A 19,634-nucleotide genomic window follows, 5' to 3' on the forward strand; every position below is an offset into this window, starting at 1 on the left:
AATTAATGAATGATCGCCTAAAATTTTTATTCCGCAATCCAGCGATCGCTTAATTGCTAAATTTACTAATGAAAATTTTATGCCAAATAATAGTTTATATGCATTAACTTCTCTTTATTCTAATTTCAGAAAGGAAAACTGGGAAAATATTTTAATTTATACGGAACGCTTACTAAAGTCGAAATTATATTTATATCTAGATTATCAAATTAATATTATTAGAAAAAATCCCAAGCAGCAACCTCAAAATCAAAATCAGCGATTTAAAAAGATTACCTTTTTGGTTGGATGAAAAAAGTTTATTTCTTGAGAAAGTAATTAGTATTAATCCCATAGATAGAAGTAAAATTGATTTACTGATTTACCAATAACTAAAATTTACCAATCAATAAATTAGCCAGATAGAGTCTTTCTCACTTCTTGTTCAACATCATCAAACTAAAATGATAACTAATAATTAATAACTTATTTCGGAGAACCTGCAACTTCAATAATTGTTTCTTGTTGCTGTGCTATCTCAACAAATTTGTCTTCTAAAACATTACTTATTTCTACCCTAGATCTAAATACTTCCCTAATAGTTAAAGTAGGATTTTCTAGAATTTTTTCTGAAAAATTACCTCAATTCAACTAATAATCTTTTCCTCTTTTTCCTGCAATTTCATATTGATAAAAACTTCGATTATAAAAATTCCTGAATAGATTCTTACTTAGCATTCAATTGTTTCATTTATTCAACTTTATCTTTTTTAGCGTAAAACTTCGGAAATACAAATAATGGTTTTTATATTTTCTGATATTATAGTTTTATTGATTTATCTTTGTTCTAATTTTCTGGAACTATTTCTAACAAGATTATCAAATAAGAACTTATATATTTCAACAGAAAAATATTAATTTTCTGACAACCGATAACTGATAACTGAAATGACTCTTTTTTCCTTTTTATAAGATTATAAAATAACTATACATTAATCAAACTTATACTTAATCAATCAACCTATTTAAAATTTAAACTGATTTTTGCAAAAAAAGTTGAAATGAGATATTTAGGGCCAAATTTTCGGGAAAAATGGCGATTTTGCGCCTGTATTAACAATCTTTTCAGAAACGCTACAAGTCTTCATATGCAATAAATACAGGATTTTTGCTTCCTAGCTAATTTTGATGTATATTAATAACAAGTCTGTCGCTCTGCGCAGGTGCTTATTAAAATGAAAAAGAGCATTAGGGAGTAGGAGTGCGATCGCATCAGCAAAACATAATTTTATCCGACAATGGTATTAATTAAGATTGATAATGTTTCCTACCATTTCATATCTGATAAAAATTTTGACTGTAGTAGACCGACACAGCTAAAATGGTGCATTAGGAAATCAGGAACTGTAGGGGCGGGTTTCATAGGTTAGTTAACGAGTTTTCATGCTTCTGTCAGCTAAACCCGCTCCCCACAATATAAGTCACCGTCCCAGGGGCGGGTTTATATAAATCTTAGAGTAAGCATGAAAATCTCCTCATAAACCCGCCCCTAGTATTGCACTATTTAAGGCGTGTCAGTCCAGTAGTTTGAGAAAGAATTGGTTAAAACTTAGACTGATGATAAATTTTAAACTAGGAAATATTTTTCCAACTATTGCCTCCATACCTGTTCCCTCCATACCTGTTCCCTCCATACCTGTTCCCTCCATACCTGTTCCCTGGCATATAAAAATTGCTGAATAAGCAACAACACCTATTCAGCCTTCCTGGAAAGCAATAGAAAAATTCAACCTATAGCTAAGAAAAAATTGGTGAGAACATAGACAGATGATGAGCCCTAAACTAAGAAATTTTTTTCCAACTATTCCCTATTCTCTGTTCCCTCCATACCTATTCCCTGCTATTATTGTAATTGAGGTAAAGCCTTTCTTGCCCTTTCAGCACGAGCATCCGCTGACCCCATTACCTCATCAATTTTTTCCAACATTTCTCCTGGATAATTTTCCAACACCTTAGTAGAAAGAGAAATTCGCTTTCGACCTTCATCCAAATCTACAATCATCGCCTTAACCAAATTACCTGGAGCAAAAATTGTTGATAAAGAATCAACCCGCTTTTGACTAATCTGGGTAATATGTAGCAAACCAGTTAAACCTTCCAAATCGACAAAAACACCAAAAGGCTTCACTCCTGCAACTGTTCCCTCAACCAACTGACCAACAACTAACCTACTAAAACCAGCAGACTGAGTAGCCAAACGCTGAGACATAACAATTTTCTTCTTTTCTTGGTCTAACTCCAAAAAATTGACAGTCAATACTTGGTCTATCAAGGACTCCAAATTATCCTTTGCCAGAAGATGGGAGCGCGGAATAAAACCTCGTAAAGATTCTACATCCACCGTCACCCCACCCTTATTAGTACCAATGACTCGAACTTGGAAAGACTGACCACCTTCTTGTAATTCAGTCAACCTCTCCCAAATTTGATTAATTTCTAGCTGCCTCACAGAAAGAAGCACTTCACCTTCCGCATCTTGGTCGCGGATAATTAAAAATTCTCTTTCTAGTTTCAGTGGCAGAACTTCGGATAAATTTTGTGTTGCTCCCAAGGAAGCTTCTTGAATGGGTAAAAGAGCCAAAGACTTACCCCCTATATCAACATAAATGCCTTCAGATTCATAACTATATACTTTTCCAGTGACTATTTGTCCTTTTTGAAATTCATAATTATACTGAGGTTGTTCGAGAGCTTTAGCAAAGTCGTCCATTGAAAAGGACTGTTTACTTCCTTGAGAGCTAGTTGATTCGGGATTCATATTTAGAGTAAAAAAAACACTAGGCTACTTAAATATAACTAATCTCTGGTCATTTCAGTTATCAGTTATCAGTTATCAGTAAAATTAGGCAGGGAGATGGGGAGATGGGGAGATGGGGAGTCGGGAGATGGGGGGATAGATATTTTTCTACCTTTTATTTATCAATATCCTGATTTCCATTCCATTGTTCTAAATTTTTCCAAGTTTTCTCTGTTAGTGCTATTAGATTTAATCAGCAGAGTAATAATTATTCTATTAATTATTACTTATCTAGTTTAACTTCGTAGTTCTTTGAAACTTTTAGTTACCAAAAAAAAGACTTGAAATTTTCTCTGTTAGTGCTATTAGATTTAATCAGCAGAGTAATAATTATTCTATTAATTATTACTTATCCAGGTTAACTTCGTAGTTCTTTGAAACTTTTAGTTACCAAAAAAAAAGACTTGAAATTTTCTCTGTTAGTGCTATTAGATTTAATCAGCAGAGCCATAATTGTTCTATTAATTATTACTTATTAATTATTCATTATTCATTATTACAGCACTTTCCGTTGTTATGAGGTACAAAATTTGAGGTTTTAGGGAATAGGGAACACAGAAGGTGGGAACAGAAAAGAAGAAAAACAACTGTACCTCATAGCTTCGGAAACTGCTGTAATTATTCATTATTAACTATTCATTAATTCTTGACCAAAAAGTTTCTTTGTCTTAACCCAAGCATCAGCAGCAGCTTCACCATCGTAACTACTACGATGGTCGCAAAAGAAACCGTGGTCTGCTGGATAACGAAATACTTGATGCTTTATTTGATGTTTCTGTAATTCTGCCTCTATTTGGTCTACCTGTTCTATCGGTATTAAAGGATCTTCTGTACCAAAGAAACAATATATTGTACCACTAATTTTCGGAGTTAAAATAATAGTAGGTTCGCCACCACCAGGAGTACCAGTAACAATACCCGCTCCATAAAAAGAGGCAGTTGCTTTAATTTCTGGTAAAGTAGCTGCTAGATAAGTGACATGACCTCCAAAACAGAAACCTATACAGCCAAATTTATCTGATTTAACAGTAGGTATAGTTTTGAGATAATTAATCGTAGCTTGAATATCGCTGAGTAGTTCTGAAGCTTTGGTTTGTTCTTTATATTTACGACCTAATATTAAGTCCTCTTCTGTATACCCCACTTCAAAACCAGGAGCTTGACGTTGATAAATTGAAGGAGCGATCGCTACATAACCTTCTTTAGCAATTTTTTCTGTTACTTCCCGAATATGGCTATTAACTGTTATAGTCGATGGGAGGTATTATCCTCCGCACCTCTACTTCAGAACCGGACGTGCGACTTTCACCGCATCACGGCTCCTAGCAGTCTGTGGTAACATCTCAATTAGAGACAAAATCCGTTGATTAGGACTAAACCGGGTCAAGGTTTAGTTGATCCTAATCTTCCACCGTCTCAGTCAGGGAGTGCCTTTGGCCTACCGCCTTGGAGTTACTTACTTCTGTGTCGTGTTGCATTCGACTTTCGCCTGGGCAATTTCAGGCTAGAGGTTTTTACCCTGTACGCATAGGCTTAGGAAACTTCACTCTCAGGTGTCTAAGCATCATCACCCTTCCTTTGAGGTTTCTCGACTGCCGGGGGTAATTTCGTTCCCCCATCCTACCCGTCAAGCAAGAGTTCCGAGCTTTCCTCCTACTAGCCACAAAACCTACATGACCAGACTTGCTTGCCGTTTTTTCTCGTTCCGAATTACAGATTGTTTTGACGGTTTAGGGCTGTCCAATTCGCCTACACGATCCCCAGGGATGCGTCTAACATTTGGATTTGACGCGGGGATTCTCGTGTGCGGTCAGGAGATTTGGAGTGACTCCTTGCCGAGAAATAAGACGCTTTTTCAGGGCATTCCGTAATGTACCCATGCCGTCTCCCCATTACCCCCAGTGCGCCTATCACCCTTAGCTCTGATTGGGGCCTGATGCCAGCTTCGCTCTGTCAGTGAAAAGGTCTGACTCGGCGTGGCCAGGTCGGGAGTCCGCTGTCCCTCAGCGGGTGGGACTTTCACCCACATCCGTAACTCAGTTATCACTATAAGGCTCTTCATTGGTGGCCTCGCTTATTGCAGGCTCTTCCTCTGTGGCTTCATTGGACCCTATTCATACCCCTCTAGTTGCTAGAGGCTCCTAATAGGAACGAGTCGCACCCAAATATTTCTTGTACCACTATTACTGCTGGAAATGGACCTTCTCCTATCGGTTGTGCTAAATAGGAATCTATTTGTAGGTCTCCATTGGGGACTTGAATATGGTTTGTCTGGATTTCTAGTTCTGTCATTTTAGTTATTAGTTATTAGTTATTAGTACCTCCTGAAATAAGAAGGTTCCAAAACTGGAATTTTCTTTCTCGTGGTCGATTGAATATGGAGTTTTGCTTTTTCTCCTGAAAAGGAGAGACTTTAAACCTTTGAAGATTAATTATCCATACTCCCTACTCCCTCTTTTATAGAACCTCTAACCGTATCTTTACAAAGAAAGGTGTGTTTTTTTGCCAAAGAAGTAAGTCAGGAGTCAACCCACCCCTAACCCCTTCCAACAGGGGAAATAAGGAAAAAGCTAGAATTAGAGCCTTATATTCACCATCCCCCCATCTCCCCAACTAATTTTAGAGACCCGTTTAGGGGTTCTATAGAAATTGTTAATTCTTTCCCCCCTACTCCCTCTTTTGCTGGAGATGTCTATTATTAATTATCTAAGCCGAATAGGACTTAGATACCAAACCTCTAAAATAAAATGTTACAACCTATTTAGGACTTCTATGTATCATAATCTATAGATAATATGGCACTACCCCAATAATTCATAATTAACAATTAATAATTACCTCTTCTTATAAGTAAGAGGATTGACTAAAAGGATTTTTTTCTTTAACGACCACTTTTTCTCCATAATTACTTTTGACTTTTGACTTAATTGGAGGTTTGATACCTTAATTTTTCGGTAAATGCCAAAACTTAGTCATAGATTACTTTTTACTTTTAACTTTTAACTTTTGACTTGATTTATGGTTAATTTTCAGATTAAAGCAGATAGTGATATTTCCGCATCAAACCAATTATTTAATCAAATTCGGTTTGCGATCGCCTCCCGACAGTTTCCCCCTGGCCATAGATTACCCAGTACCAGACAACTGGCTATGCAAACTGGATTACATCGTAATACCATAAGTAAGGTATATCGTCAACTAGAAGATACTGGTCTTGTAGAAGCTCTAGCAGGTTCTGGTATATATGTAAAGGCTCAGGGGAATGAATCAGGGTCAAAGTTAAAGTCTCCCACTTTTGATAAATATCCCGATGCCAATAACATAGTCAAGGATAGCTTAGATCAATTATTGTCCCAAGGTTGTAGTTTAAATGAAGCTAGGGAAATGTTTTTGACTCAGATTGACTGGCGATTACGTTGTAGTGCTAGGGTTTTAGTTACGGCTCCATCTAATGATATTGGTATTGGCGAGTTGATGACTAAAGAGTTGGAAGAAGCTTTAAATATTTCTGTACAGTTAGTTCCTCTAGAAGAACTAGATGGGATAATAGACCAAATATCTTCTGGCACAATTGTTACGAGTCGTTATTTTATTGGGCAAGCTGAAGAAATAGCTGCTCCTAAATCGGTTCGAGTTATACCGATTGATATATATGATTATGGTCAAGAGTTTCAATTACTACAGACATTATCTCAGGGAAGTTATTGTGGTTTAGTGAGTCTGAGTTCTGGTTTATTAAGAGCTGCAGAAGTAATTATTCATAGTTTGCGTGGAAATGATGTAATTGTGATGACTGCTCAACCTACAGAAATCCATAAAATAAGTGCTATGGTACGGGTAGCTAGAATAATTGTTTGTGATAGATTTAGCTTTGATATAGTTAAATCTGCTTTACAGAAAAATAGGGAAAATATTATTCGCCCACCAGAGATTAGGTGCATTGAAAATTATATTGGCGCAGATTCAATTAATCTTTTGAGACGAGAGTTGGGTTTAGTATAAGTAAACAGCATTCAGCTATTTGCTATCAGCTTTATTAACTTTAACTGATAACTAAAGTTACTTATTTTTTAATTTTATAGTTGAAAATATAGTAGAAGTTAAGTTAATATTTGCTTCGTTTAAACTTCACTTTTCAAAGCTTATTTATTAAAAATCTGGTAAGCACTTCCTGCGGAGTGCTTACCTAAAATCAAGAGTTGAATGTTTAAGGTTTCGTTGCTCAATAGGAAATGTGAGAAAATGGAGGAGTTTGGGAAATAGAAAATCAGAAAAAAATTAGGTACAAATTTAATAATAGATAATTTATAATTACTTCTCCCTAAAAGGAAGATGATTAAATAAAAAGAAAAAATTTATTTTTTTCGTTTTAAAAGAGGAGGCTTCAAGGCGTGAATTATTTAATTATTAATCCTTCGGTAAATGGTAAAATATTATTGTAGTGTAGGCTAGAAAGCTAGCGATAGGTGTACCTCATAACAACTGAAAACCCCGTCATTTCAGTTATCAGTTATCAGTTATCAGTAGAGAGTGAACCTCCAACTAAAGTTGTAGGCTTGAAATACTGAGTTAAAATTTTTTCATCCCCCAACAAGGGGAAGCTTTATACCTCTTTTTTTGGTAAAAATAAAATTGCTATAATAGACAATTTTAAACTAAATTACATACAGCAAATTTCAAGTAGATGAAGTATAAATATTAATAATTAAATATTACCAGTACAAGCCGGAAAGCTCCCGTGGGTGTACCGCACCAAATTGGAATCCGCTGTAATTTAAAAAAATCCCAATTAACGAATAAATTATTAAGGTAAAGCAATGAAAACAGCAATTAGAAATATTGATACAGAAATTTTAGAAAAGAACTTACAAAAAAGCTGGGAAGCTTTCAAAAAATATAATGATGCTTGTCAAATTGAATGCGACTTAAAAGCAGGAACATTATTAGTAGTTTGTAAGCATCCAGCCAATATATTAATAGATAGAGAAAAAACAATTGCTCAGTTAAAAAGTATAGTCAAAAAAGAAGAATTAGAATCTATAGAAAAAGTAGGTATTTGTTTGAATGTAATAGGTCATATATATCCTTATTCTTATCATTCATTTTTTACGAAGATTCAGCAAAAAGAATCGACCCTAAATTTCATGCCGAAATGGATAGATAAAGATGTAGATTCTGAAATAACAATCACACCAGAATTATTAGAATCTTTGGATAATCCATTTAATTTAAAAGACTTAGATGCAATATCTATTAGATTAGAATCTCAGGATAAATCTGGATCAAATACTAATTTTATCAATCAGAATATTCCTGATTCAGAACTTAAAATAACCTCAAAATTACTCGATGATTTAGATAATCCTTTTAATGTAGAAGAATTAGAACTATCTGCTAAAAAATTCACCAAAAAAGTCAAAAATCCTGTAGAAGAAAAATCTGTTAACTTAACTACATTTAGTCAAATAGAATTTCTCAGCGCCACTTTAAGTTTAGCAATTTTAGTAGGCTGTTTTTATGCCATAACTCAACCTTGTGTAATTGGAAAATGTATGATTATACCAACAGCAAAAGAGTTAAATCAACAGTCACTAGAAACAATTAAAGAAGTCAAAAACTCCTTAGCTCCAAAACAAGCACAAGAAAAATTAGAAACAGCAGTTCAAGATTTAGAAAAGATACCATTCTGGTCAATTCGTTATTTAGAATCACAAAATTTAAAATCTGAATACCAAACAGAAACTGAACATTTAGAAAAAATTAGAAAAGCTTTAATTAATGGTCAAAAAGCATCTCAAAATAGTAAAAATTTACCACTCCCAGCAGAAAAATGGGTAGAAACTCAATCACTTTGGCAAGAAGCGATAACCCTCTTAGAAAAAGTACCAGAAGATAGTAAAGCTTATCCTTTTGCGAAAAATAAATTACAGCAATATCGCAAATATTTAGTTGTAATAAAAGGAAGATTAACCATAGAAGAAGAAGCTAATCAAACATTAATAGATGCGAAAAAATCAGCTCAGTTAGCAGAGACAAGAGAAGTAATAGCTCAGTATCCTGAAAGTTGGAAAAATGTATACTTAAGTTGGGCAAATGCGTTGGATAAAATATTATCTATTCCTCCAGAAACTATGGCTCATTTAGAAGCCAAAAATCTACTACCTGAGTATGAAAAAAAACTTCAGCAATCAGAGCAACGTAGAATCACAGAAGAATTAGCTGAAGAGTCTTATAATCTAGCTATTAGTTATTCTAAACAAGCTGAAGTTTTTGAAATGAGGGGTAATTGGAAAGAGGCAACAGAATATTGGCAAAAAGCTATAAATTCTGCTGAAGAAGTACCACCTAATTCAGCTTATTTTGCTTCCGTCAAACCTCTAATTAAATCTTATGATACTTTATTTAGAATAGCCCAAGCTAACCAAAGATTATTAGAAACTTTAGCAACAGCTAATCAGGACTTAAGCAAGACTTGTAAAGGAACTCCCAAAATTTGTCAGTATAGTGTTACGAAAGATTTAATTACTGTACGATTAACTTCTGAATATGTGAATAAAATTAAAAATACAGCTAAAGCAATAGAAAGTAGTAAAGATGAAAAGAGTCGTACCGAACTAGAAAAACATTTGAAAATTTTACAATTAGCTTTGAAAGCTATTAGTGATAATGCTAAAATTCCTTTAGAAGTTTATAATCCACAAGGCTTAAAAATTGCTGCTCATTTTCCTAACCTTTAAATTCAGAAAATAGGCATTAAATAAGTAGGGTTGGCTGAAAAAGTCTGTTGGTAAAGATAGGTAATAGGTATGGGGGCAATCGGCAATAGTTACAAGTGTTAATTTTTCTACATTTTTTAAAGTTTGGCTCAGAAAAATCTAGAGTTTTCATTTATTAATTTATTGGCACTTTTTGTGACCCAAAAAAGCCTTGAAACTTGATCTGTCAATGGCAGCAAAATATCAGTAGGGTTGGCTGAAAAAGTCTGTTGGTGAAGGTAAGCAATAGTATTTTTGAAATGTTGATATCCACCCAATATAACAACTTATCCCCAATAAAGCTGAAAAGATTATTCAAGGAACTATTTTTTCAACTACTTCGTCTTATATCTCCCCTAAAAGACTTTCCATAAGCCAACCTAACTCAAAGATGCTAACCTAAAAGACTAGCCACTTGACGATAATACCATTGATTACGCTCGCGGTAGTCTGGCAACAACTGGGGATAGACTTGACAATGTGACAAAGCATCACGCCATCCTTTTGTGTTACAGCTAAAGTGCTTACTATAGCCAAAGTCGTAGAGTTGCTTACCCAAAACCTTTAACTCTCGCCTAGATTGTCGCCAACGGTCTATCTCAAAGTTAACGCCAGGATACTTAAGGGTATAAAATTTACTACTGAAAGGAAAAGACAAAACTTTACGGCCTAATAATGTGCCCCAATAAACACCATGATAAGAACTGGTTAAAATCGTTTCCCCTGAACCTAAAAAGTCCAAAACTTGAGTAAAATTATGAGTTCCATTGGTCATACGGGGGAAGTTGCCCAATTTAATCTGATACTTCTTGTGGGAAAAGACCACAAATTTATGTTTGATGGGTCGGGGTTGATCAAACTCATTGCTCATACAACTAACACAGGGAACCCAATTATAATTAGGGTTGGGATGTTCAAAGTCACGGATTCCAATCAGGTCAAACTGTTGCAAATATTTTGGGTAGTCAAACTTTTGATAGTAACGTTGACGATTTAGACCTGTGCGATAAACTTGTTGGCCAATACCCCAAGCTATGATCTGAATAGGAATCTGGTCTTGATACTGAGCTTTAAACTGTTGCAAGGCCACAAAATCGTTGACAAAGCGAGGGAATAGAAGTCCTCCTCCACCTAAAATGAAGCATAAGCGCTCATATTCCCCTAAACTGCCATTTTGAAGTTGTTGTGCGATTTTTGCTAGCCCTTGATCGAGATGACGAATATCAATTTTAGTGGTTGTAGATTGAGGAAACTGGAAATATTTCAATGGGGAAGAGTATAAATCTCCTACATTGGTTTCATCAACTACATGAACATTAATAAGAAGATTTTTTACAGTCAATTTTTCCATTATTATGTTTTCTTTGATATCTAGGATATTTAGGGTAAGCATTGAGGAGTCAGCACTCAGCATTTAGCAGTCAGTTATTTATTTGACTTTGAGATAAAAGCTTTATGATACGGTTCCTGATAAATTAGCAATTTTATCTGATACAAAATACAGCTTTCACTGGCTTTATTCATTTAAATATCCTCCTCAAGATTAAGGTTTTTATTGCTATTAGCTGACAGCTAATATCTGAATGTTGACGTTATGGGTAAACTAAGTAGGGTTTTTATCCAAGAAACTTAGCCAATAATTATTACTCACAAGATAACTCCAAAATTAACTAACTAAGTTTTTCAGTAGGTAAAGCTAATAATTGTTCAACAATTACTCATAATTCTTGATTCTAAAGAAGTAAAACTAACCCGGATAAAATATTATACAACTAATCTTTTACCTGATTGTATTCCCAGTTGAGTATATTCTCTAAAGGTTGTAAATAAAGCGACAATAATTCCATAATTAACTGTCTATCTTCTGGCTCTAGACTTTAATTTACTTTCAACATTTTTAGCAAGTTATAGACTAATTATAACACATTAAAATGTAATAGATTGTCAACAGATAGATTCCTTAATTCTTTAATAGCTTCTTTAATAGAGGTAAATCTATTCCATAATTTTTCTGATTTTGTCGATTAGTTTCTCTTTCTAAACCTGCACAAATATCAAATAATGTTCTTAAACAACTACAAATTTCTCTAGGAGTAACTGGATTATTAAATTGTTAGATGTTCCAGTTGGTTCAAATGTAGTTGTAAATTTTTTCACCTATTCTCATGCATTCATGCTATACTTTCGTAATACTTTAGTAAGCCTTAATCAACACAAGTCGAATTACTTTTTTGCTAATTTTAGCTAAGTTAATATTAATTATTTTTATCTTTAACTTCTCCCTTACTCCCCTGCTCAATCAAATTAGGAAACAGGGGGGGGAAGACGCACCGGACGGGTCGATCAGGTCAACAGACAACAGTTTCAACCATTTTATATGAATAAATTTTCTGGAATTTCAGCATAAAACCTCACTATTTTGAGGAAAATAAGAGCCAATAACTAGGAGAATTACTGAATATCAAAAGCTTCTAAACTTTAGGTATCCTGACTTTTAGCTTTCCATAAGCAAGCCCTACTTAGAGATAGTTTTCATTATCAATTATTAATTATTAATTATCAATTTCCTTATAAATTTTTAAGTTGTGCATCTTGATTAAAAAATTGCCGACATAAACCATAAGTAACTAATAAACTTGTCACCAAATTAGCAAAAGCCAAAAGAAACATAATTAACATTTGATATGCTACAGCATCCAGAGGGTTAACACCACTTAATAACTGACCAGTAACAATTCCTGGAAGAGTCACTATTCCAATTACCATCATTGAATTTAAAGTAGGTATTAATGCAGCCCGAATAGCATCTTTTCTATACTTAATAACAGCTTGTTCTGGTGTTGCTCCTAAACTTAAATAAGTTTCAATTTCTACCGAACTAGAATTAACGCTACTAACAAGTCTTTCGCCAGCGATCGCCGCTGCATTCATGGCATTTCCTAATACAATTCCCACTAAAGGAATTAAATATTGAGGTTCATACCAACTTTCAGGTTTAATTACTAATAAATTTGTATAACTAATGCTTAATGTTGTACTGGTTAAAATTGAACCCCAAACTAAAGGTAATAACCGAGGAATTTTTTGACTAATTCTATTTTTAGCAACCACAGAAGCAACTGTTAACATAACAGCTAAAATAGTAATAACCAACCAAGGTTGTTTACTTGTAAAAACTATTGCTAATATATAGCCAACAAATATCAGTTGGACAATAGTACGAAATGTCGCTATTAATAGTTGCCATTCTAATCCTAATCTTTGCCAAAATGAGAGACCAATAGCAATAGCAATAAGTCCTAAAGCCATAGCTATATCAGTAATTGTTAATGGAATCATATTTATTGTTAAAAATTCAATTTTTACATGAGCAATAATACTAATAAACCTCACCAGAAATATTGGTTTTCAGTGAGGAATTACTAAGCTATATTAAATAAGTAAGCGTTATACCATTTCTCTGTAACAATGTGCTTAATAATTTTTACCCAGACCTGAATTTTTCAACAACTGTTACCTTTTATTAAGCGCCACTTCATAAAGAAATGGTATTAGTAAATAGACTTTATAAATACTAAATATTACTAGTTAATCAGGTGCCATATCTTGAATATTTATGCTCAAAAAACCTTCTGCCTTCTAACTATTTCTACCCTTATACCTTATCTTAATCTGAGGATTTATTCATGCTCCGTTAGCTCTGAATTTTTAGACTGTTCTCGTTCTTGCTTAATATGCTCCACAACCTTTTTAGACAAACTCCGGTGTCGGCGATACCAAGTTGCTCCACCTACTAATAAACCTATTAAACTCAAAGCACCAATAAGTGGTAAAATATCACCTGTTTTTAATGCTTTTAATCCATAACTTCCAAGCATCACAAATGGCAAGACACCAGGAACTGTTCCTATGATTGTCCCCAGTAAATAATCTTTAAAAGTTACGGAAGTTAAACCAGCAACAAAATTAACCAAACCATAGGGAATAATTGGCAATAGACGAATAGCAGCCATATAAAACATTCCACCCTGGCGAATTTCAGCATCCATTGCTTCCCATTTTCCTGCCAGTCTTTTTTTAATAGCTTCCCTTCCCACAGTCCGAGTAAAGATAAATGCAATAATAGCAGCAATAATAGCAGCAATACTTGTCCATATTGTCCCGATCCAAGGACCAAAAATTGCACCTCCGGTTAAGTTTAGAGCTGTAGAAGGAAGTAATAAAATTGTGGAAATACTATAGATAATAATATAGATTATTGGAGCCCAAATTCCTGCTTTTCTTAACCAGGTTTGGATTGATTCTGGAGCTATTCCACCTAAAAAATATACAGCAATACCTGTTGCTACAATACAGATAACAGTAAGTAATAATATTCCCCGCTTGAAATTCATAGAATTAACTGATTAAATTTGAGAATTAAAACCATTAATTATTTATCGTAATTATTCAGCTATTAACAGTCAACAAGAGCGCCAACAATGAATAATTCTTTTGTTAGTTTACAGGAGTATACTTTAGTAATAACTTTTAATTCTCCTTGCCAACTAATTTTTTATTCCCAAATAATTATATAAGTTGATAAATTAGCTGATAGCTAATAACTGACGGCTGAATGCTTAATATTTATCTTTAAATCCATAAGATTCCCGAACTAAATATAAAGGTCTTTTTTTAACTTCATCATGAACTCGACCTAAATATTCTCCCATAACACCCAAAGTGATAAGTTGTACTCCTCCCAAAAATAGAGTCACAACCATTAATGAAGCATATCCTGGAACATCAATTCCCAAAATCAAAGTCTTAACTATTAAATATGCAGCGTAAACAAATCCAATACAAGATATAAATAATCCAATATAACTCCAGATTTTGAGGGGAACTGCACTAAAAGATGTGATACCCTCAAGAGCAAAGTTCCATAATTTCCAGTAATTCCATTTTGTTACCCCCTTGTATCGAGCTGGACGATCATATTCTAGGGAAATTTGTTTAAATCCAACCCAAGCAAATAAACCTTTCATAAACCTATGAGTTTCTGGGAGTTGTTTGATAGCTTCAATCACCTGACGATCCATTAGTCGAAAATCTCCCGTATCTTGGGGAATTTTAATGGGAGTCATCTTTTGAATAACACGATAGAAACTATTAGCAGTCATTTGCTTCAGCCAACTTTCTCCAGATCGGGATTTTCTAGTACCATAAACCACATCATATCCTTCTTGCCATTTAGCCACCATATCCCCAATTAACTCTGGTGGGTCTTGTAGATCGGCATCAATAGGAATTACTGCCTTTCCCATAGCATAGTCCAAACCAGCAGTCATAGCTACTTCTTTACCAAAATTACGGGAAAGGTTAATTACCTTAATTAAAGAATTATGCTGATGGTGTTCAATTAAACAATTGAGAGTATTGTCCCGACTTCCATCATTTACACAGATAATTTCATAAGTCATATTAAGCGGTTTCAGGACTGAGATTAACCGCTCGAATAGGTAATCAAGATTAGGTTCCTCATTATAACAAGGAATAATAATTGATAAATCTATAGTTTTTCCAGGTTGTATATTTTTTAATTCATTACTATAAGTATTCATTTTTTCCGGTTTGAGAAGAGTGACTATGAAAAAATTAAGATTGATTTACTACTTCTGATTAGCAAGATGGAGCTATATTTTATAGTAATCTTATTATAGCATTGCTATAAAATATAACAATCTTAACTGTGACTTTGAGAGATTGTAAATTGTTCAGAAATAATGAATACGCAAAAAAACTGTAAAGGAACAAATTTTATTTAACTTCAGATTCAGGAGCTTTGGAGATAGTATTCATCAAGTATTGTTGTTTTTGGCAGTAAAATGTGAAAATAACTAAGAAAAAAATGCTGATAATACTGATTATTATTCCTAGCAAAAAACTATTAGTTATTTGGTAAATCAACTTGAATTGATATGAACCTGGATTTACTGTTAATAAGATTGTTCCATCCTCAGCCATTTCAATAGGATATAATTTATCATTGAAATATAAATGCCAAGCTGGATAAAAATAAGTCCTCAGTTTAATAGTTGAAGATGTATTTGCTTCAATATCAAATTTTCTTTCATAGCTTGACCATTGTTTAACGTCTATTAAAGCGTCACCATTCACAACAGAAATTTTAGGCTGTCCTATTTTTGGTACAGGGAAGAAAGGTTTTCCTCCTTCAATATAAGGAATTGGAGCATCATGTTTATATTTTTCTCTAATATCAAGCACAAACTCTGCATCCTTGAGTAGAGGACGATACTCTGGTACATCAATCAATTTGTCTGAATAAGGATCAAAAAGAGCTATTTCCATCCATTCTTTGATAGTAACTATTCCTTTAGTCGGCATATTTAAACCCGGATATTTGCGAGTAATTTTCACACCATAATGAAAATTTGTTAGATAAATACTAGCAATAATAACTACAGGGAAAAACCTCCATTTCCATTTCAATTCTAATATACCTTTAATTGCTATAGCAGCTAAAGCAGCTTGTCCAAAATAGAATAAAGGCAATATCCTTGTACTGCGTTGAATCCTTAAAAGTGTTTTACTTTGCAACCAAATAAATTCGGAAAAATTACTAATAAAGAAAAATACTACTAACAGAAAAATTGACCAACCAATAATATTTTTGATCTGAATTTTATTCTTTCGCCAACACCAGCAAGAAATTCCACAAAAAACTAAAACAGCTCCTAAATTTTTGAGAGCTATATCATTAAAATCACTTTTACCTTTAATTAGGTCACTAAGTTGCAACATTAAAAATCCACCTTTAGAACCTAATTGATAATCAATATTAACAAATTGTTTTTCCCAAAGTGCTGGTAGTAAATAAAGAGAAGCCATTCCTAAACCTAAGCTAGCAAAAATAATTACTACTACAATATTTTGCCAGCGCTTATTTAATAATTGATAGCCGATAAAAATTGACCAAGCAATTGTATAAATTAATAGACTAGGAGTATGGGTTAAGGCAACAATAAAGACAAAGAAAGATAAAAATAAGCCATATTTCCATTTTTCTATAGTTTTTTCAGTTAAGTATAAACCAAGGGGAATCCAAGGAATAGCCCATACAGTTGATAGTCCTCCTGAGTTAATACTACCTATTAAAAAGGGAGATAACATATAACATAATGCACCACCAAAACTTGCAAATTTTCCCCATTTTTGATATCCATACAGATAAAATGTTAAACCAGATAAAAATATTGGCAAAGAAAATAGAATATTCATAGTCTGTTGACTACTTAAGCCAATAAATTTAAAAAAAGAACCTACATAATATGGGAAGGGAGGATAAAAAACAAAAGTTGGGCTTCCATAGCCAAAATTTGTTCCAGCTAACCATCGTGGATACCAAATTCCTTCTGCTAAATGTTGATAAAAATGTTGTACCCATGTAATATGCCACCTAACATCTCCTAAGCCAATCAAACCATAGCGGATTTTTTGTAAGTTAATTACTATTGCTACCAATATAAAAATCAAAATAACTAAAGTTTCAAAAAGATAATTCTTGGATTTAAAATAATTATGTATTCTTAATAAATTTATGTTCACTATATCAATCTCTCCTTTACTCAATTTTTAGTCTTTTGAGATAAATACTTCCCTGACATTTTGGTATAGCACTGAGCAAATATCTAAGAACATTTCTCTGTAACAATGAACTTAATAATTCTTACCCACACTAGAATTTTACTGATAGTTTTTATCTTTTATAGGAATTACGCAGTAACGCTATATATAGCTCTTAAAACTATTGCAACCTAGCTTTAAGAGCTATATATATAGTACCTTTGGGTAAGTCCTGTTTTATGACAATGCTTTTTAGTTAGATTGATCAACTACATCGTCACAATCAAAACCCTGTAAGTTTCATGTTGCGGAGCGCAAATGCCATTTGCGCTCCGCAAAGCTCCGTTTTTTGTCGCCCAGCGTTTGATTTCGGCGATAGCCGAAAACTCCCTTACTATGATCTACTGAAATGAAAATCCCTCTCAGCGCAACTTAATGGAAAAATGATATTACCAGCAAAGTTTATTTTTCTAACCAAAAGATATAGTGCTAGATTAGAGTTTGGATAAAAAATAACTCTGTATTCTTCCTACTTAGTTTTTTTTATATATAGGACTAAAGCCATGAACACTAATTGTAATTGTTTCATCTAAAATGGTGCATTAGGAAGACACCGTAGGGACTGGTTTTGCAAGTAGGGACGTTGCATAAGGGCGTCCGTACAACGAGTTTTCGGTTTACTAGATCAACCCACCCCCAGCGATACAAGCCACCGTTTCAGGGGCGGGTTTGTATAAATCCTAGAATAAGTATGAAAATTTCCTGAGAAACGCGCCCCTACCTATTGCACCATTTTAGATGAAACGGCCTATTAGGGTGCGTTTCGCTACGCGACATGTAAAGCGTATTTCGTAACGCACCAATACCCCATATATATATATATATAGCGCCTTTGCTTAAGTCCTGATATATTTATCCTGTGATACTAAATCTGGTTTACATAGAAGGTTTATTAGAAGGGTAAGGCAGAAGGCATAAGGCATAAGGGTTAGAAAGATTTAGAAAACATAGCTTTTCATAACCGGATTTGGTATGATTACCATAATTTTAACTATCTTTCTATTCTCTAATTCATTATTACCATATGACTAATGTTCCCTCCTTAGATCTAACACAACAATATAAAATAATCAGTGAACAATTAAACACTAAAATTCAAGAGGTACTTGCTTCCGGTCGTTACATTGGTGGTTCCATTGTTGATGAATTTGAACAACAATTTGCTAGCTATATAAATGTATCTCATTGCGTATCTTGCAACTCTGGGACTGATGCTTTATTTTTAGCTTTACGAGCTGTAAATATTAGACCTGGTGATGAAGTAATTACCACCCCTTTTACTTTTTTCTCTACTGCTGAAGTCATTAGTGCAGTGGGGGCAACTCCAGTTTTTATTGATATTGACCCCCAGACTTTTAACCTAGATATTCAACAACTTGAATCCGCTATAACTGAAAAAACTAAGGCTATTTTGCCAGTACATCTATTTGGTCAACCAGTCAATATGACCCATTTAATGGCGATCGCTCGTCAGTATAATTTAATAGTCATCGAAGACTGTGCCCAAGCAACTGGAGCAGAATGGTATAACCAAAAAGTCGGAAGTTTTGGCGATATTGGTTGTTTTAGTTTTTTTCCCACTAAAAATTTAGGAGCTTTTGGAGATGGGGGTGCTGTAACCACAAATAACCCAGCGATCGCTGCTCAAGTGCGGATGCTCAAAAATCATGGACAGTCTGCCAAATATTACTATGAACAAATCGGTATTAATAGTCGTCTAGATACCATACAAGCTGCAATTTTGCAAATTAAATTAGGTTATCTAGATAGTTGGAACGAACAACGTCGTAACTTAGCAAATACTTACCATAAACTTCTTGAGGATATAACTGCTATAGTTCCTCCTCAAGAGTTGTCCGGAAGTAGATGTGTTTGGAATCAATACACAATTAAGCTCAAAAGTCAAGAGTTAGAAGCTACAATAAAGTCTCGTTTTTCAAGTTCTCTCCGTGACTGGGTTCGGACTCAATTACAAAATAAAAGAATAGGTTCCGCAATCTATTATCCTATACCTTTACATTTACAGCCTGTTTACAAATCCTTAGCATACCCTCAGTTGCCAACTGTAGAACAAGTTTGTCATCAAGTTTTGTCCTTACCTATGTTTCCTGAACTGTCCACTCCACAACAAGAACAAGTTATATTTGCTTTAAAAGATTGTTTGTCAGAATCTTAAATAAACAGGACTGAAGCCATAGAAACCCAGAAACCCCGTTTCTCCTAGAAGTATTTTGTTAACAGCAATGATTTACCCTAGAAACTCGGTTTCTTTGCGTGAAAGATTATTTGTCAGAATCTTACAGCGGTTTTCATTTTAGTGAACCACAGTAGGGACGTTGCATGCAACGTCCCTACAA

General features: G+C 34.0%; 10 protein-coding genes and 1 pseudogene. 3 read left to right on the forward strand and 8 right to left on the reverse strand.

Features of this window, described 5'->3' with window-relative positions:
* Positions 1 to 1,882: 1,882 nt before the first annotated feature.
* The 3 genes and pseudogenes from VKJ25_RS19885 to VKJ25_RS19895 all read right to left on the reverse strand — a co-directional run bounded on the left by VKJ25_RS19885 (position 1,883) and on the right by VKJ25_RS19895 (position 5,128).
* Positions 1,883 to 2,797: a S1 RNA-binding domain-containing protein gene (locus VKJ25_RS19885; protein ID WP_324238377.1), complete on the reverse strand. Its 915-nt coding sequence runs from the start codon at positions 2,795 to 2,797 to the stop codon at positions 1,883 to 1,885.
* Between the two features lie 667 nt (positions 2,798 to 3,464).
* A pseudogene (locus tag VKJ25_RS19890) lies at positions 3,465 to 4,079 on the reverse strand (dienelactone hydrolase family protein); the annotation flags it as partial.
* Positions 4,080 to 4,960: 881 nt separating this feature from the next.
* Entirely contained in the window at positions 4,961 to 5,128 is a 168-nt protein-coding gene (locus VKJ25_RS19895) for a hypothetical protein (protein WP_324238378.1), read from the reverse strand.
* A gap of 726 nt (positions 5,129 to 5,854) precedes the next feature.
* Here VKJ25_RS19895 and VKJ25_RS19900 point away from each other — a divergent pair.
* Complete coding sequence (locus VKJ25_RS19900; protein WP_324238379.1) at positions 5,855 to 6,838, forward strand: GntR family transcriptional regulator; 984 nt, start codon at positions 5,855 to 5,857, stop codon at positions 6,836 to 6,838.
* Between the two features lie 815 nt (positions 6,839 to 7,653).
* Positions 7,654 to 9,573 (forward strand): hypothetical protein, encoded by a 1,920-nt coding sequence (locus VKJ25_RS19905; RefSeq protein ID WP_324238380.1) that lies wholly within the window; start codon positions 7,654 to 7,656, stop codon positions 9,571 to 9,573.
* A gap of 412 nt (positions 9,574 to 9,985) precedes the next feature.
* On the opposite strand, the gene VKJ25_RS19910 is transcribed toward VKJ25_RS19905, so the two are convergent.
* The 5 genes from VKJ25_RS19910 to VKJ25_RS19930 form a co-directional block, all read right to left on the reverse strand.
* Positions 9,986 to 10,942, reverse strand: coding sequence for a hypothetical protein (locus tag VKJ25_RS19910; RefSeq protein WP_324238381.1), 957 nt, complete (start codon positions 10,940 to 10,942; stop codon positions 9,986 to 9,988).
* Between the two features lie 1,217 nt (positions 10,943 to 12,159).
* Positions 12,160 to 12,930 (reverse strand): ABC transporter permease, encoded by a 771-nt coding sequence (locus VKJ25_RS19915; RefSeq protein ID WP_324238382.1) that lies wholly within the window; start codon positions 12,928 to 12,930, stop codon positions 12,160 to 12,162.
* Between the two features lie 341 nt (positions 12,931 to 13,271).
* Positions 13,272 to 13,985 (reverse strand): TVP38/TMEM64 family protein, encoded by a 714-nt coding sequence (locus VKJ25_RS19920; protein ID WP_324238383.1) that lies wholly within the window; start codon positions 13,983 to 13,985, stop codon positions 13,272 to 13,274.
* Positions 13,986 to 14,210: 225 nt separating this feature from the next.
* On the reverse strand, positions 14,211 to 15,194 hold the full coding sequence (locus VKJ25_RS19925; protein ID WP_324238384.1) for a glycosyltransferase family 2 protein: 984 nt from the start codon (positions 15,192 to 15,194) through the stop codon (positions 14,211 to 14,213).
* Positions 15,195 to 15,390: 196 nt separating this feature from the next.
* On the reverse strand, positions 15,391 to 17,199 hold the full coding sequence (locus tag VKJ25_RS19930; protein WP_324238385.1) for a 6-pyruvoyl-tetrahydropterin synthase-related protein: 1,809 nt from the start codon (positions 17,197 to 17,199) through the stop codon (positions 15,391 to 15,393).
* 1,102 nt (positions 17,200 to 18,301) lie between these two features.
* On the opposite strand from VKJ25_RS19930, the gene VKJ25_RS19935 reads away from it, so the two are divergent.
* Positions 18,302 to 19,453 carry a DegT/DnrJ/EryC1/StrS family aminotransferase gene (locus tag VKJ25_RS19935; RefSeq protein ID WP_324238386.1) on the forward strand — a complete coding sequence of 384 codons (1,152 nt, stop codon included), beginning with the start codon at positions 18,302 to 18,304 and terminating at the stop codon, positions 19,451 to 19,453.
* The last annotated feature ends 181 nt before the right edge of the window (positions 19,454 to 19,634 follow it).

It is taken from the genome of Okeania sp., from assembly GCF_035285525.1.
Lineage (GTDB): Bacteria > Cyanobacteriota > Cyanobacteriia > Cyanobacteriales > Microcoleaceae > Trichodesmium.

Coding starts and splice junctions, on each gene's coding strand:
- VKJ25_RS19885 (WP_324238377.1), bottom strand. CDS start 2,797: ATGAATCCCGAATCAACTAGCTCTCAAGGAAGTAAACAGTCCTTTTCA.
- VKJ25_RS19895 (WP_324238378.1), bottom strand. CDS start 5,128: ATGACAGAACTAGAAATCCAGACAAACCATATTCAAGTCCCCAATGGA.
- VKJ25_RS19900 (WP_324238379.1), top strand. CDS start 5,855: ATGGTTAATTTTCAGATTAAAGCAGATAGTGATATTTCCGCATCAAAC.
- VKJ25_RS19905 (WP_324238380.1), top strand. CDS start 7,654: ATGAAAACAGCAATTAGAAATATTGATACAGAAATTTTAGAAAAGAAC.
- VKJ25_RS19910 (WP_324238381.1), bottom strand. CDS start 10,942: ATGGAAAAATTGACTGTAAAAAATCTTCTTATTAATGTTCATGTAGTT.
- VKJ25_RS19915 (WP_324238382.1), bottom strand. CDS start 12,930: ATGATTCCATTAACAATTACTGATATAGCTATGGCTTTAGGACTTATT.
- VKJ25_RS19920 (WP_324238383.1), bottom strand. CDS start 13,985: ATGAATTTCAAGCGGGGAATATTATTACTTACTGTTATCTGTATTGTA.
- VKJ25_RS19925 (WP_324238384.1), bottom strand. CDS start 15,194: ATGAATACTTATAGTAATGAATTAAAAAATATACAACCTGGAAAAACT.
- VKJ25_RS19935 (WP_324238386.1), top strand. CDS start 18,302: ATGACTAATGTTCCCTCCTTAGATCTAACACAACAATATAAAATAATC.